Raw genomic sequence first — 14,462 nt, 5'->3', positions numbered from 1 at the left:
ACAGCTAACACATTGACCAATAACCGACTTGACTGGCAGCTTTTACTGCCTGACTCCGCGCCTTATGAGGCAATATTTGCAACGGCAGCCCAGTTAGCCCCTGTCGATTTCGCTGGAACACAGCCCCGGCTGGAAAATGGTTTAACGCTGTTTTGTCACCCTCGCTCGCGCCCTCGCTTTATGACACTAAAAGCGCAGGAAAACCGTGAGTACCTGTCGCGCATTGCCCAGGCCGTCAGCGATCTGTTACCTGAAGTCACTGAGGTAACCGGCAACCGCTACCATGTTGAAGGCAACAAGGTGACCCTGCTCGCGGCAAAATCAACAGAAGATGCCTTTGCCGCGAAGTACACCTGTCAGTATCGCGAATGGCTTGAGCCGGAGCAGCTGTTTGGCTGTGTCCGCGTGCATAAAGATGTCATCCAGCTTGAACCCGGCCTGGTTCATCAGGTCAACGGCGGTGTGCTGGTGCTCTCTATCCGTACACTCATCGCTCAACCGCTGATGTGGTTACGCCTGAAACAGATGATCACCGAAAGCATGTATCACTGGGTTTCCCCGGATGAGACGAAGCCGTTGCCAGTCACTATTCCGCCAATGCCGCTGGATATTCGTCTGATTCTTGTTGGTGACCGTCTCTCGTTGGGCGATTTGAATGACATGGAACCGGAGCTGATGGATTCGGCTATTTATGGCGAATTTGAAGCCGACCTGCCGCTGACAGAAGAAAGCGACATGGAAACCTGGTGTGGTTACGTCAATACGCTGGCCGATGAGCTGGAAATTCCCCGTCTGGCCGCAGATGCCTGGCCTGAATTTTTAAAGCTGGCAATTCGCCAGAGCACCGATCAGGGCAGCCTGACGCTCGATCCGGTCTGGCTGAATACGCAACTCAGTGAAGCGGCGCTCTATAATGAAGATGATCTGCTCAGCGCCAAAGCGCTTGATGCAGCATCCAGCGCACGTGCCTGGCGTGAGAGTTACCTGCAGGAACGCATGCAGGATGAAATCGAGCTGGGCCAGATTCGCATTGAAACGGAAGGCGAAGTGGTCGGGCAAATTAACGGGCTGTCAGTCCTGGAATACCCGGGGCACCCGCGCGCGCTGGGTGAACCTTCGCGCATTAGTTGTGTCGTACACACCGGCGACGGTGAATTTACTGACGTTGAGCGCAAAGCAGAATTAGGCGGCAATCTTCATGCTAAAGGCATGATGATTATGCAGGCCTTCCTGATATCCGAGTTAGAACTCGACCAGCCTCTGCCCTTCTCCGCGTCGATTGTTTTTGAGCAATCTTACGGTGAAGTGGACGGCGACAGCGCTTCCCTTGCTGAACTCTGCGCACTGATCAGCGCGCTGTCGATGCAGCCGATCAACCAGCAAATTGCGGTGACCGGTTCTGTCGATCAGTTTGGGAATGTGCAACCTATTGGTGGCGTGAACGAAAAAATCGAAGGATTCTTCGAGGTTTGTCAGCGTCGCGGTTTGACCGGTAAACAAGGGGTCATTCTGCCAACCAGCAACGTGCGTAATCTGTGTCTGCATCCGCAGGTTATTGACGCCGTTCGCGAAGGCCAGTTTCACTTATGGGCAGTAGATAGCGCAGACGAAGCGCTGCCTATCCTGACCGGACTGATTTACTCCAACGAAGGAGAAGCTGAAGAAGAGCGTCCGAGCCTGCTGGGATTAATTCAGCAGCGTATTGCGCTGGTGACGTCTCAGGGCGGCCCGCGTTATCCGTGGCCTCTTCGCTGGTTGAACTGGTTCAACCACAGCTGATCGGAGTTGTTCAGCTTACAGCTGTTCGCTAATCTTCGCCCTTCAATAAAATAAGGCTTACATAGAACATGGTAGATAAACGCGATTCCTATACGAAAGAAGACCTCATCGCTTCTGGCCGCAGTGAACTGTTTGGCGCTGGCGGTCCTCCATTACCATCAGGCAACATGCTGATGATGGATCGCATCGTTAAGATGCAGGAAGATGGTGGCACCCATGGCAAAGGCTATGTTGAAGCTGAATTAGATATCAATCCAGACCTGTGGTTCTTTGGCTGCCACTTTATCGGTGATCCGGTCATGCCTGGCTGTCTGGGTCTGGATGCAATGTGGCAACTGGTCGGTTTCTATCTGGGCTGGCTCGGTGGCGAAGGCAAAGGCCGCGCACTGGGTGTAGGTGAAGTGAAATTCACCGGTCAGGTATTACCGACCGCGAAGCTGGTTACTTACCGCCTGAACTTCAAACGCGTGATCAACCGTAAACTGATCATGGGCGTTGCAGACGGTGAAGTTCTGGTTGACGGTGTGGTTATCTATACCGCGACGGATCTGAAAGTCGGTCTGTTTAAAGACGCTGCGGCGTTCTAAAGAACTTTTAGTCCTTATCCAGACAAACGGTGAGCCTCATAGGCTCGCCGTTTTTTTATGGCTTTTATGATCTAAACAAAGAGAGCCATAAACAAAAACCTCCGCGCGCAGCGGAGGTCGTTCCTTATTCTGACAGGGGAGCCGCTTAAGCGGTAACGGCCCTGTCCTCCATGGCTTGTCGCCAACCCCCGAGCCAGTGTGATCGGGCATCTAATGATTGGTACGGACAAATCTCCTTAGAGCGTCCGCCAATACCTGCTTGATATCCACGTGATAGTGCCCGTTCCAGGCGATCGCGTTTTTGTCTCTTCATGCCATGTATCCCTCATTATTCAGGTCAGATGGAAAGAAAAAAGTGGTACGTTTGCGCGTCCACACCTAACAAATAGCTGTAATCGCGGGAGAGGTCAATGCGCAAAATTCACGCCAATGTCATATTCGTGAGCTAAATTATTGGATTGCGCACAAATTAATCGTGTCTGTGAAAATTTCATCTGGCTGATCGCCATAAAAAAATCCCGGTGTCTGGAAAGTCAGAAACCGGGATTTTTTGTCTTTAACTTAAAAAATATTAAGCTTAAAAAATTGTTATCTTATCTGCGACGCAATCTGGCCTGCTTCTTGCTGCCAACCTGTCGCCAGCGTTCTGACCAGCGCATCATAACCGTCTTCGTTCTGCTTCAGATTCAGCGCGAAATCACGCTGAACAGTCTGCCCGCCGTGAGTCAGCGTCCAGCTTCCGCTGACCACCACGATACCATCGTAGCGGCCATGGAAGCCGGTGACATTCACGCTCAGCACGTCCTGCTCGTCAGTGCTCGCAGCCTGTGAAGAGACCAGAAAGCCCGGTAAATCACGGCGCAAATATGTCACCAGTGATTGCTGAAGCTGCTGATCTAACGGGCTGGCCCAGAGATTATTCTGCGTCAGAGTGTACTGCACGTCGTTGGTCTGATAGACCAGCCCTGTACCCGCAAGATAATCGGCCACGCTCACCCGCTCAACCCACAAATGACGCTGTACCGTTGACCCCAATGCCATCGAACTGCCCGCTACAGGCGTGCTGCTGAGAACCGGCAACTGATAATACGTTTTGTGGTCACTGCTGCTGCACGCAGACAGGAATAATGCTAAGACGACAGGTATCCATTTCATCATTATTTGGCCTTCTTCGGCTGAGGATCATCTTGCCCTGGGGCGGCGAAAATCAATGCATTACTTTTCTGATTCAACGTTTTCAATACCGGCTGAAGCTCACGCAGCGTTTTATCCAGACTCTGCATATCGCCGACCAGATTGCCGTAAGCCGGTGAACCAGGCTGGAAGCCTTTCAGGCTACGGTTAAGCTGAATGAGCGTCTGCTGCATATCTGCTGGCAGATTTTTCATTTCTTTGCTCGAGACAATCGCGTTCAGAGATTCAATGGTTTTCTGCGTAGATTTCATTGTTCTCTGGCTTTCGGCCAGCGTGCTGGTGGCTTCGCGTATCATTGGCTCAATCGGAAGATTGTTGATTTTATCCAGAGTGGTCATCAGTTTCTGCTGGATTTGCGCGAATCCGCCACTCACTGTCGGCAGCAGTTTATGCCCGGCAATTTCCAGCGGCCCTTTCCACGGTTTCTCGTTCGGATAGAAATCCAGATCGATGTACATCGCCCCTGTGAGCAGGTTGGCTGATTTCATTGACGCGCGCAGACCATGTGCAATACCGTCACGAACGTGCTCTTCAATATTAAAATCTTTGCCCATCAGTTGAGCAAAACGGTCAGGCTCAATACGGATTAATACCGGTATACGATATTCTTCCGACATCTGCTGATTGAGCACATTCATCGGATAAGGCACTTCTGCCACGGTACCCAGACGGATGCCACGGAATTCCACTGGCGCACCCGGCTGGAGGCCGCGCACGGAATCAGAGAAGAACATCACGTAATCCATATGTCGGGTATACAGGGATTCCTGAATGCTTTTCTGATCGTCAAATAGCTGATAGTTATCGCCATTCTTCGCTTCCAGCCCCTGCGACCAGCCGTTCGGAATATCAAAGCTTACGCCGCCGCTAAACAGCGTGGTCAGGGATCCCATTTCGACGCGCATACCGGCGGCGGACATATCAAAGTTCACGCCGCTGTCTTTCCAGAAACGAACATTATCCGTTACCAGCGTGTCGTAAGGCGCGCGAATGAAGAGCTGATATTTGATATTGCGCGCCTGAGGATCAAAGTGGCTGGTTTCCACCGTCCCCACCTGATAGCCGCGGAACAGTACCGGGTCGCCCGGATTAAGCTGTCCGGACCGCTCGCTTTCCAGAATGACGCGCACACCTTTCGCATCCGGTGACGCCAGCGGTGGCGAATCATCCAGTTTATATTCCGCCTTCTCATCCCCTTTATTACCAGGTTGCAGCTGGATGTAGGCGCCGGACAATAAAGTACTCAGGCCGGAAACGCCTTCACGTCCGATTTGCGGTTTCACCACCCAGAATACTGAATCGCCCCGCAGCATTTTTTCCATGCCTGTATTAAGCCGGGCTTTGATAATAACCTGCTGGAGATCATCACTGAGCGTGACAGTTTCCACTTTGCCTACATCTACGTTACGGCTTTTGATGGTGGTTTTTCCGCCTTCAATACCTTCCGCTGTGGTCGTGATTAATGTGACTTCCGGGCCCTGATGGCTGTAGTGATAAAACAGGATCCAGGCTCCGATCAGTGCAGTGACAATCGGCACGATCCACACCGGGGACCAGCGTTTAATTTTTTCGACTTTGGCAGTTCCGTCGTGCTCTGCCATATTATTTCCTGCCATCTTGTGGCTCCTTTGCAGACTTCATTCCAGCGCGATCCCAAATGAGCCTTGGGTCAAACGTCATGGCGGCGAACATCGTGAGGATGACAACGCCCGCAAACAGCAGCGCGCCGATATCCGGATAAATACTCATCAGTTGCCCCATTCGGACCAGGGCAGACAGCACCGCAATGACAAACACGTCAATCATTGACCAGCGACCAACAAATTCAACAACTTCATAAATGACATGCAACCTTTCCCTGTCGATTTGCTTATTACTGTTGGCATCCCAGCACAACCAGGCAATGGCGATCATTTTTAATGTTGGCACCATAATACTGGCGATGAAAATCACCATAGCCACGGGATAAGAACCGTCGCTCCACAGCAGCACAACACCGGCCATGATTGTCGAAGGCATCGGATTTCCCAGTACCTGCGTGATCATAATCGGCAGCAGGTTGGCAGGAAGATATAACAGAATCGAGGTGATCAGTAACGCCATCGTCCATTGCAGGCTGTTTTTACGTCGGGCGTGGCCTTTGCTTTTGCAGCGTCCGCACACTTCCTGTTCCGCAGGCAAAATCGCCATGCAGCAATGGCAGGAACGTAGCCCCTGGCGTAAACCGCTCTCACCCACGCGTAACGGCTGAACCAATTCCGGCGCAGGCTCAATGTGTTCCCACATCCAGAAGCGGTCGGTGCACTGAAAAGCACGCAACTGCAACAGACAAAACAGGACATAAGGGATAAAGCTGGTGCCGATCCCGACATCACCATACGCCATCAGTTTGACGAAACTCACCAGCACGCCGGCAAGAAAAATCTCCACCATGCACCAGCTTTTCAGCCGAAATAGCGTACGCGCGATGCTGACTTTCCAGTGAAGCGGGATTTTGGTGCCATAGCAAAGAAGGATAATCGACAGCATGCAAATCGCCGGAAGCAACTGCACTACGATCATAAACAACGACGCCATGCTGGCGTAATCTTCAGAAACCAGAACCTGTGGGATCTGCACCAGTGTGACTTCACTGCTCAGCCCGGCAACATTCATATTGACGAAAGGGAAAAGGTTGGCCAGCAACAGCATGAACAATGCGCTGATTGCATAACCGACAGGACGTCTGCGTGGCTCATTCCAGCGGGTTGTCAGCGTCGAATGGCAACGGGGACAAACGGCTTTCTGCCCTATTTTCAGACCTGGTATGGCCACCAGAATGTCGCATTGGGGGCACAGGATGTGCGGGTCATTGTCATGGGCGTCAGAACACACTATCGACTCCTCAACAGCGGAAAGACTATGAATATTGGCAACCGGTCTTCCCTTAATCCGGTTGCCAATCATGGTGCAGTGTTAGCCGTTTTTCTGCGCTTCCAGCGCTTCCCAACGTTCAAACGCCTGCTCTAATTCCTGCTCTGCAGCAGCGAAAGCGGTGAGCACTTGCTGAGTTTCTTCATGAGGAAGCGTGAAGAAATTCGCATCGCTCATCTGCTGTTGCAGTGCTTCAATTTTTTCTTCCAGCGTGCTGATTTGCAGAGGCAATTGTTCCAGCTCGCGTTGTTGATTATAGCTGAGCTTATTCGCCGTGCGTTTGGCCTGTTCTGCTTTCGGTTCTGCAGCCGGTTTATTTTCTGCGACAACAGCCTGACGGATTGGCTTCTGGTTACGACGCTGATGCTGTGCGTCAAAGTAACCGCCCACATAGCTGTTGATCACGCCGTTACCTTCATAAATCCAGCATTCGGTTGCTGAGTTATCAACAAATTCACGGTCATGGCTTACCAGCATCACGGTGCCCTGATAGCTGTCGATCATCTCTTCCAGCAGCTCCAGCGTTTCCACATCCAGGTCGTTAGTCGGTTCATCGAGGATCAACAGGTTGCTTGGGCGCAGGAACAATTTTGCCAGGAGCAGGCGGTTACGTTCGCCGCCGGACAGCGCTTTGACTGGCGTCATCGCACGTTTAGGGTGGAACAGGAAGTCCTGCAAGTAACCCAGCACGTGACGTGCGCGACCGTTGACCATCACTTCCTGCTTACCTTCGGCGAGGTTGTCCATCACGGTACGTTCCGGGTCAAGCTCGGCGCGGTGCTGGTCAAAGTACGCGACTTCCAGCTTGGTGCCGCAGTGAACGCGTCCGCTGTCTGCCTGAATCTGGCTTAGCATCAGTTTAAGCAGCGTGGTTTTACCACAACCGTTCGGACCCACCAGCGCAATTTTATCGCCACGCATCACCTGCGCAGAGAAGTTGCTCACCAGTTGTTTACCAGCAATCGCATAGCTGACATCTTCCATTTCGAAGACAATTTTGCCTGAAGTCGAGGCTTCAACGACCTGCATCTTGGCGGTACCCATCACTTCGCGACGGTCAGAACGCTCTTTACGCAAGGCTTTCAGTGCGCGAACGCGGCCTTCGTTACGGGTACGACGTGCCTTGATGCCCTGACGGATCCAGACTTCTTCCTGTGCCAGTTTTTTGTCGAATTCTGCGTTCTGCAATTCTTCAACGCGCAGCGCTTCTTCTTTCGCCAGCAGATATGCTTCGTAGTTCCCCGGATAAGAAACCAGTTTGCCGCGATCAAGATCGACAATGCGGGTCGCCATGTTACGGATGAAAGAACGGTCATGGGAAATGAAGATAATGCTGCCCTGGAACTCTTTCAGGAAATCTTCCAGCCAGGCAATACTTTCGATATCCAGGTGGTTAGTCGGTTCGTCGAGCAGCAAAATATGCGGCGCGCTGACCAGCGCACGGCCCAGCGCGGCTTTACGCAACCAGCCGCCGGACAGGGATTTCAGTTCGGTATCAGCGTCCAGACCCAGTTTCAGCAGCACTTCATTAATGCGGCTGTCGAGCTGCCACAGGCCCTGGTGATCAAGAATTTCCATCACCTGCGCCAGTTTGTTCAGGTTCTTTTCGCTCGGGTCGGTTTCAACCAGATGCGAAATCGCGTGATACGCTTTGAGGTGTTCCGCCTGCTCGAAGACGCCTTCTGAGACGAAATCAAACACGGTGCCCGCCACGTTGCGCGGGGGATCCTGTTGCAGACGCGCCACAATCAGATCCTGCTCATAAACGATGCGCCCGTCATCGAGCGGCACTTCGCGGTTCAGAATTTTCATCAGCGTCGATTTACCGGCGCCATTACGGCCAACCAGACAGACGCGTTCGTTCGGCTCGATGTGTAATTCGGTGTTATCCAACAGCGGCGAGTCACTGAATGACAGCCAGGCACCTGACATACTAATTAACGACATAAACTTTATTTTTCCTCGCCAGCATGGGACAGCAGCCAGCAGTTATGAATCTGACGATTACGGGCGAAATCCTGTGACAGGGTTTGGCTGGTGATTTCTTTGGCGGTCAGCCCCAGTTTGCTCAGTCCGTCGAGATCCATCTGGAAGCCGCGCTTGTTATTGGAGAACATGATGGTGCCGTTGCGACGTAAAATGCGTTTCAGATCTTTCATTAAAGCCAGATGATCGCGCTGAACGTCAAAACTGTCAGCCATACGTTTCGAGTTGGAGAACGTCGGTGGATCGATAAAGATCACATCGAATTGTTCGTCACACATGCCCAGATAAGACAGGCAATCTGCCTGAATCAGGCGGTGCTGACGGCCCGTCAGGCCATTCGCACGCAAGTTTTTCTCTGCCCATTCCAGATAGGTACGGGACATATCTACCGTGGTCGTGCTGCGCGCACCGCCCAGACCGGCGTGAACGCTCGCTGTGCCGGTGTACGCAAACAGGTTCAGGAAGTCTTTTCCTTTACTCATTTCGCCCAGCATCTTGCGGGCAATACGGTGGTCCAGGAACAAACCGGTATCGAGATAATCCGTCAGGTTAACCCACAGTTTAGCGTCGAATTCTTCGACCAGCAGGAATTCGCCCTTCTGCGCCAGTTTCTCGTACTGGCTGGTGCCTTTCTGGCGTTCACGGGTTTTCAGGATCAATTGGTTGGAAGAAATATCCAGCACCGACATCGTGGCGTTGATCACGTCAAACAAGCGCTGACGCGCTTTCTGCGCATCAACGGTTTTCGGTGGCGCATATTCCTGCACCACGACTTTACTGCCGTAGCGGTCAACCGCCACGTTGTAGTCTGGCAAATCGGCGTCATACAGGCGATAGCATTCGATGCCCTGCTCTTTGGCCCATTTTTCCAGCTTTTTAACATTTTTACGCAGACGGTTGGCGTAGTCTTCCGCCATTTGCGTACCTGCCGCGCCAGTCGGGTTTTCCGCCAGCTGGTAGTTTTTTTGCACACATTCCAGCGGGCCGTTTTTCGCTTTAAATTGGCGTTCAGCGCGCAGTTGCAGGCAACTTAACAGCTCAGGCGAAGCACTGAACAGGGAGAGCTGCCAGCCGCCAAACTGGGTTTTCATGATGCGGCCCAGCATGTTATGCAGCGCAATCAGAGCCGGTTCGCTTTCCAGACGCTCGCCGTATGGCGGGTTGCTTATCACCGTACCCGCCGGGCCTTCCGGCAGCGGATTCACCAGTTTGCCGACTTCGGCGGCTTCAAAGCTGATCAGTTCTGCTACGCCCGCGCGACGGGCGTTGGCACGCGCCATCTCGATAACGCGACGGTCGATATCAGAACCGAAGAAACGGGATGTGGTTTCCTGCACACCACGGCGGGTACGAACCTGCGCTTCTGCGGTCAGTTCACGCCACAGTTCAGTGTCAAATTTGTTCCAGCCTGTAAAGCCCCAGTGCTGACGATGCAAGCCCGGTGCGCGATCGGCGGCAATCATGGCCGCTTCAATCAACAACGTCCCGGAACCGCACATCGGGTCAACCATCGGAGTACCGGCCTGCCAGCCGGAACGCATCACGATAGCCGCTGCAAGGTTTTCTTTCAGCGGAGCCTGACCGGCCAAATCACGGTAGCCGCGCTGATGCAGACCTTCGCCGCTGAGATCCAGCGCAACGCTGGCGGTATCACGTTGCAGGAACACGTTAACGCGGATGTCCGGCTGTTGCTTCGCGACGTTCGGACGCTCGTCCAATTTGCGGGTAAAGCTGTCGACGATGGCGTCTTTCACTTTCAGCGCGCCGTACTGGCTGTTACGGATTTCATCGTTCAGGCCGCTGAAATGCACTGCGAACGTTTTTTCCACACCAAACACGGACGGCCAGTCAATCGCCATCACGCCGAGATAAAGATCCAGATCGCTGTGAACTTTGAATTCGTTCAGCGGCAACAGGATGCGCGAAGCCAGACGGCTCCACAATAAGCTCCGATACATCAGGCGATCGTCACCTTCAAAATGCACCCCTCCCTGCACAATTTTGCAGGCTTGCGCACCCAGCGTTTCCAGTTCGCTTTTTAACAGTTCTTCCAGTCCACGCGCCGTGCTGGCAAACAAAGAGTTCATATCGACATATCACCAAAAATAAAATTGTTGCGCATTATAGCTAATCCCCACCGCTTGTCATAAAGTCTCTGGTTATCTTTAAGACTTTATATACAGAGAGGCGGCGTTCAGTGCCCATTCTTTCACGTTTATTCGTACACCCGGTCAAATCCATGCGTGGTTTACAGGTTTCACACGCACTGGTCACAGCAACAGGACTGGCATTCGACCGCCAGTTCATGATTACCGATACGCAAGGCACTTTTATTACTGCCCGCCAGTATCCCAACCTTGTCCTGTTCACACCGGTGCTCCTGCCCGATGGCCTGATGATTTCCGCGCCCGAAGGCGACAGCATCCGCGTAAAATTCCGTGAATTCGCCGGAGAAAACTCACCGACAGAAGTCTGGGGCAACCAGTTTACCTCACTCATCGCGCCGGAACCGGTAAATCGCTGGTTAAGTGCTTATTTAAAGCGTGACGTCCAGCTTCGCTGGGTGGGTGAAGAGCCGACCCGCCGTGTGAAACAGCATCCGGAAGTTCCGCTGTCGTTTGCCGACGGTTTCCCGTATCTGCTGATCAACGAAGCGTCGATGCAGGATTTACAGCGCCGCTGCCCGGGCGGTGTCCGTGTTGAGCAGTTCCGCCCGAATATTGTGGTCAGCGGTGCCGAAGCTTACGCCGAAGATACCTGGCAAACGATCCGCATCGGCGACGTCATTTTCGATCTGGTAAAACCGTGCAGCCGATGTATTTTCACCACCGTCAGTATTGAACGCGGGCGTAAACATCCGCGTGGCGAGCCGCTGAAAACCTTGCAGGGCTACCGCACAGCCAGCGATGGCGACGTTGATTTCGGCCAGAATATGATTGCACGAAATACCGGTGTTATCCGCGCAGGCGACAGTGTTCAGGTGCTGACCACCAAACCATCGCGGCCTTACGGCAAAGGTGAAGTGGTTGAAAACGTCGACGCGCCGGAAAGTACCGCGCAGGCCGTGACCATCAATTATCAGGGCACGCAGTTTACCGGGAATAATCAGCAGATTTTACTCGAACAGCTGGAATTGCAGGGATTACGTATTCCTTATTCGTGTCGTGCAGGAATATGTGGGGCTTGCAAAATGACATTACAAGAAGGAAAAGTTTCGCCGCTGAAAGAAAGTGCCGTGGGCAAAGACGGAATGATATTGTCGTGCAGCTGTATTCCGGCTTCAGATATTGTGATTGGCTAAAAAGCGTAGTTAACTGAAAACAGAGGGTCAGGCGGTTTTATTCGATATTAAATATCAAACCGCCTGATCGTAAACATCACTGTCAACTCTGAACGCCGCCGGCATCAGGCGGTCATGCATCACTTTAATTGCATCGCCTAACACCATACCGCGCCCTGCCACTGTGAGGCGTTCCTGCGCCAGCAAGCACAGGCTGGCATTATCGCCTGACTCCACAATCAGTAACGTCGCCTGTTCACCCGTTTCTATCACCTGCACCTGCGCAAGCTGGCCGTTTGCGGGCTGGAAAGGACGATGCTGTTGACTGAAATGCCAGCTTTTTGGCATCAGCGGTTTTAAAAAGCGAAACGCCACTAAGGCATTTAAGACTAATTCGGCGCGCTGCTCGGTGGTCAGACGAATATGTTTGCACTGTTCTTCGAAATCAAAATACAGCGCCGCATCATCGACACAAAATGACATATCCCCGAACGCATCCGGCGTTAACATTTTAGCAGGGAAACGGGAACGGAAAATCATGCCATTGGCGAGATCCAACATAAGCCGGTCGTGTTCAGTATCAAAGTACCAACGCCAATTATCATCTGGTTTGATTTTCATTTCATCATCCTGTTTGCGTGATGCCCTCTGTCTGTTTGTTCGTAATGTTCTATTGTTACCCGATCGGATAAGAGTAGATCTTTTTATTACGAACGTATATCAGACAAATCCTGAGCCAGAATAATGGCCGGTGGACAAAATATAGACGAGCCGGGTTAATAAATAAACCCCTGACCCGCCTTAAGGATGAAAAATATCAGAGGTGGGTAACAATATCTTTGATGAGTCCCGGACCCCGGAAGATAAATCCGGAATAGATTTGAATTAATGAGGCACCGGCTGCCATTTTTTCACGCGCTGCCGTCAGTGAATCAATGCCGCCTACGCCAATAATAGGCAGGCGTCCTTGTAATTCATTCGACAACATGCGGATAATTTCTGTGCTGCGCAGTTGCAGCGGACGGCCGCTCAGCCCGCCGACCTGATCACAATGATTCAGGCCCTGGATCAATTTACGATCCAGCGTGGTGTTAGTGGCAATCACACCATCCATATTATGACGCACTAAACTGTCGGCTATTTGGATCAATTCTTCTTCAGAAAGATCCGGCGCGATCTTCACAGCAACCGGCACATATTTCTGATGGCGCTGCTGAAGTTCAAGCTGCTTATTTTTAATCGCCGCCAGCAAATCATCCAGCGCGTCACCGTATTGCAGTGAACGTAATCCCGGCGTGTTCGGTGATGAAATATTCACCGCAATATACCCCGCGTACGGATATACCTTTTCCATACAGGTCAAATAATCATCTTTACCCTGCTCAACCGGCGTGTCTTTATTCTTGCCGATATTAATCCCCAGAATGCCGCCAAAATGGGATTTTTTGACGTTATTCACCAGATTATCCACGCCGTGGTTATTAAAACCCATGCGGTTAATCAGGCCTTCTGCTTCAACGATGCGGAATAAACGTGGCTTATCATTACCCGCCTGCGCGCGCGGCGTAACGGTTCCCACTTCCACAAAACCAAATCCCATTGCGCCGAGTGCATCGATACATTCCCCGTCTTTATCCAGGCCAGCGGCCAGCCCCAGCGGATTCTTAAAAGTTAATCCCATGCAGGTCACCGGTTTTTCCGGAACAGACTGACGAATAATAAACTCAAGAGGGGTGCCGGAGATACGGCTTAACTGACGGAAGGTTAACTCGTGGGCGCGCTCTGGATCGAGCTGAAACAGTGCTTTCCTGACAAAAGGATAATACATGGAGACTCCTGGATTCCCGGTGGCTAGACGGGGCGGTATTATCGACTAACCGCCAGGCAATTGGAAACGATAACCGGCGGATTGGCACAATAATTGTTTCTATACGCAAACGATTACTTTTTATTTACCTTAATTTCACTTTTATCCCCCCACGCCCGCTTCATCCCTGCTTTATCCGTTTTCAAACTATTTATAGCCAAAATTGAGATTTCCGGTACGTCGCGTCCGCCTGTTACGTTGACTTCACTTTGTTAAATAAAATAATGGTTCTATAATTTTTTGTTATAAGGAAGAGAGATGCGCGTTATAACCATCGCAGGCAGCCCGCGACAACCTTCACGTTCTTCCTCCCTGCTGGCGCTCAGCCATCAGTGGCTGGCAAGCCGTGGTGTCGAGGTTTTTACCTATACGATTCAGGATTTTTCCGCTGACGACCTGTTGTTCGCCAATTTCGCCAGCCCGCAGCTCAAACAGCTGAATGCAGAACTGGCAAGCGCCGATGGGTTGATTGTGGCGACGCCGGTCTATAAAGCCTCTTTTTCCGGTGCGCTGAAAACATTGCTGGATTTACTGCCGGAACGCGCACTCGACCATAAAGTCGTGCTGCCGCTGGCGACCGCGGGTTCGATCGGCCACATGCTCGCCGTGGATTACGCGCTCAAACCGGTGCTGGCTTCGCTCAAGGCGCAGGAAGTTTTACAGGGCGTTTTCGCCGATGACAGCCTGATCACTGATTACCAGACTTACCCGGCGAAGCTCGATCCTGCGCTGGAAGAGCGTCTGAACGAATCACTGGAAAACTTCTATCTGGCACTCAGCCGCCGTCGTCCGCTGGCGCCGTCTGTCGCGTCCCTTTCTGCTCAGGCACTGCGCGTTTAACTTTAAAAGGAATTAA

12 protein-coding genes are annotated in these 14,462 nt (G+C 52.1%); 4 read left to right on the top strand and 8 right to left on the bottom strand.

Annotated features, from left to right (window positions below):
* The first annotated feature begins 12 nt into the window (after positions 1 to 12).
* Both ACM5QY_RS12410 and fabA read left to right on the top strand, forming a co-directional pair.
* Complete coding sequence (locus ACM5QY_RS12410) at positions 13 to 1,779, top strand: AAA family ATPase (RefSeq protein WP_416120895.1); 1,767 nt, start codon at positions 13 to 15, stop codon at positions 1,777 to 1,779.
* Positions 1,780 to 1,847: 68 nt separating this feature from the next.
* Positions 1,848 to 2,366, top strand: coding sequence for a bifunctional 3-hydroxydecanoyl-ACP dehydratase/trans-2-decenoyl-ACP isomerase (fabA, locus tag ACM5QY_RS12405; RefSeq protein ID WP_119261438.1), 519 nt, complete (start codon positions 1,848 to 1,850; stop codon positions 2,364 to 2,366).
* Positions 2,367 to 2,511: 145 nt separating this feature from the next.
* Here fabA and rmf read toward each other — a convergent pair whose 3' ends face one another.
* From rmf to rlmKL, 6 genes are all read right to left on the bottom strand, one after another.
* Positions 2,512 to 2,679, bottom strand: coding sequence for a ribosome modulation factor (gene rmf / locus ACM5QY_RS12400; protein ID WP_104921488.1), 168 nt, complete (start codon positions 2,677 to 2,679; stop codon positions 2,512 to 2,514).
* Positions 2,680 to 2,954: 275 nt separating this feature from the next.
* Positions 2,955 to 3,524: a membrane integrity-associated transporter subunit PqiC gene (gene pqiC / locus ACM5QY_RS12395; RefSeq protein ID WP_416120893.1), complete on the bottom strand. Its 570-nt coding sequence runs from the start codon at positions 3,522 to 3,524 to the stop codon at positions 2,955 to 2,957.
* The gene (pqiB, locus tag ACM5QY_RS12390; protein WP_416120891.1) at positions 3,524 to 5,176 is read right to left on the bottom strand and encodes an intermembrane transport protein PqiB; all 1,653 of its coding nucleotides are present in this window, start codon (positions 5,174 to 5,176) and stop codon (positions 3,524 to 3,526) included. Before pqiB ends, pqiC begins: the two co-directional genes overlap by 1 nt.
* The gene (gene pqiA / locus ACM5QY_RS12385; protein WP_416122876.1) at positions 5,163 to 6,437 is read right to left on the bottom strand and encodes a membrane integrity-associated transporter subunit PqiA; all 1,275 of its coding nucleotides are present in this window, start codon (positions 6,435 to 6,437) and stop codon (positions 5,163 to 5,165) included. Before pqiA ends, pqiB begins: the two co-directional genes overlap by 14 nt.
* 78 nt (positions 6,438 to 6,515) lie before the next feature.
* Positions 6,516 to 8,420 carry an ABC transporter ATP-binding protein gene (locus ACM5QY_RS12380; RefSeq protein ID WP_416120889.1) on the bottom strand — a complete coding sequence of 635 codons (1,905 nt, stop codon included), beginning with the start codon at positions 8,418 to 8,420 and terminating at the stop codon, positions 6,516 to 6,518.
* A gap of 5 nt (positions 8,421 to 8,425) precedes the next feature.
* On the bottom strand, positions 8,426 to 10,546 hold the full coding sequence (rlmKL, locus tag ACM5QY_RS12375; protein ID WP_416120887.1) for a bifunctional 23S rRNA (guanine(2069)-N(7))-methyltransferase RlmK/23S rRNA (guanine(2445)-N(2))-methyltransferase RlmL: 2,121 nt from the start codon (positions 10,544 to 10,546) through the stop codon (positions 8,426 to 8,428).
* A gap of 110 nt (positions 10,547 to 10,656) precedes the next feature.
* Between rlmKL and ACM5QY_RS12370 the strand changes: the two genes are divergently transcribed.
* Positions 10,657 to 11,760, top strand: a complete 1,104-nt coding sequence (locus ACM5QY_RS12370; protein ID WP_416120885.1) for a YcbX family protein — start codon at positions 10,657 to 10,659, stop codon at positions 11,758 to 11,760.
* A gap of 54 nt (positions 11,761 to 11,814) precedes the next feature.
* Here the strand turns inward: ACM5QY_RS12370 and ACM5QY_RS12365 are convergent, their stop codons facing one another.
* Entirely contained in the window at positions 11,815 to 12,360 is a 546-nt protein-coding gene (locus tag ACM5QY_RS12365) for a cell division protein ZapC (protein WP_416120883.1), read from the bottom strand.
* A 196-nt stretch (positions 12,361 to 12,556) separates the two neighbouring features.
* Positions 12,557 to 13,567, bottom strand: a complete 1,011-nt coding sequence (pyrD, locus tag ACM5QY_RS12360) for a quinone-dependent dihydroorotate dehydrogenase (RefSeq protein WP_416120881.1) — start codon at positions 13,565 to 13,567, stop codon at positions 12,557 to 12,559.
* 297 nt (positions 13,568 to 13,864) lie between these two features.
* Here pyrD and ssuE point away from each other — a divergent pair, with 297 nt between their 5' ends.
* Positions 13,865 to 14,446, top strand: coding sequence for an NADPH-dependent FMN reductase (gene ssuE, locus ACM5QY_RS12355; RefSeq protein ID WP_416120879.1), 582 nt, complete (start codon positions 13,865 to 13,867; stop codon positions 14,444 to 14,446).
* Positions 14,447 to 14,462: the final 16 nt, after the last annotated feature.

It is taken from the genome of Rahnella sp. PCH160 (assembly GCF_047784855.1).
In the GTDB taxonomy this organism is placed as follows: Bacteria; Pseudomonadota; Gammaproteobacteria; order Enterobacterales; family Enterobacteriaceae; genus Rahnella.
This window is presented reverse-complemented; position numbering and strand designations above follow the sequence as displayed.

Excerpts from the sequence above, each read along its gene's own strand:
- fabA (WP_119261438.1), top strand. The coding sequence starts at position 1,848 with ATGGTAGATAAACGCGATTCCTATACGAAAGAAGACCTCATCGCTTCT.
- rmf (WP_104921488.1), bottom strand. The coding sequence starts at position 2,679 with ATGAAGAGACAAAAACGCGATCGCCTGGAACGGGCACTATCACGTGGA.
- pqiC (WP_416120893.1), bottom strand. The coding sequence starts at position 3,524 with ATGATGAAATGGATACCTGTCGTCTTAGCATTATTCCTGTCTGCGTGC.
- pqiB (WP_416120891.1), bottom strand. The coding sequence starts at position 5,176 with ATGGCAGGAAATAATATGGCAGAGCACGACGGAACTGCCAAAGTCGAA.
- ACM5QY_RS12380 (WP_416120889.1), bottom strand. The coding sequence starts at position 8,420 with ATGTCGTTAATTAGTATGTCAGGTGCCTGGCTGTCATTCAGTGACTCG.
- rlmKL (WP_416120887.1), bottom strand. The coding sequence starts at position 10,546 with ATGAACTCTTTGTTTGCCAGCACGGCGCGTGGACTGGAAGAACTGTTA.
- ACM5QY_RS12365 (WP_416120883.1), bottom strand. The coding sequence starts at position 12,360 with ATGAAAATCAAACCAGATGATAATTGGCGTTGGTACTTTGATACTGAA.
- pyrD (WP_416120881.1), bottom strand. The coding sequence starts at position 13,567 with ATGTATTATCCTTTTGTCAGGAAAGCACTGTTTCAGCTCGATCCAGAG.
- ssuE (WP_416120879.1), top strand. The coding sequence starts at position 13,865 with ATGCGCGTTATAACCATCGCAGGCAGCCCGCGACAACCTTCACGTTCT.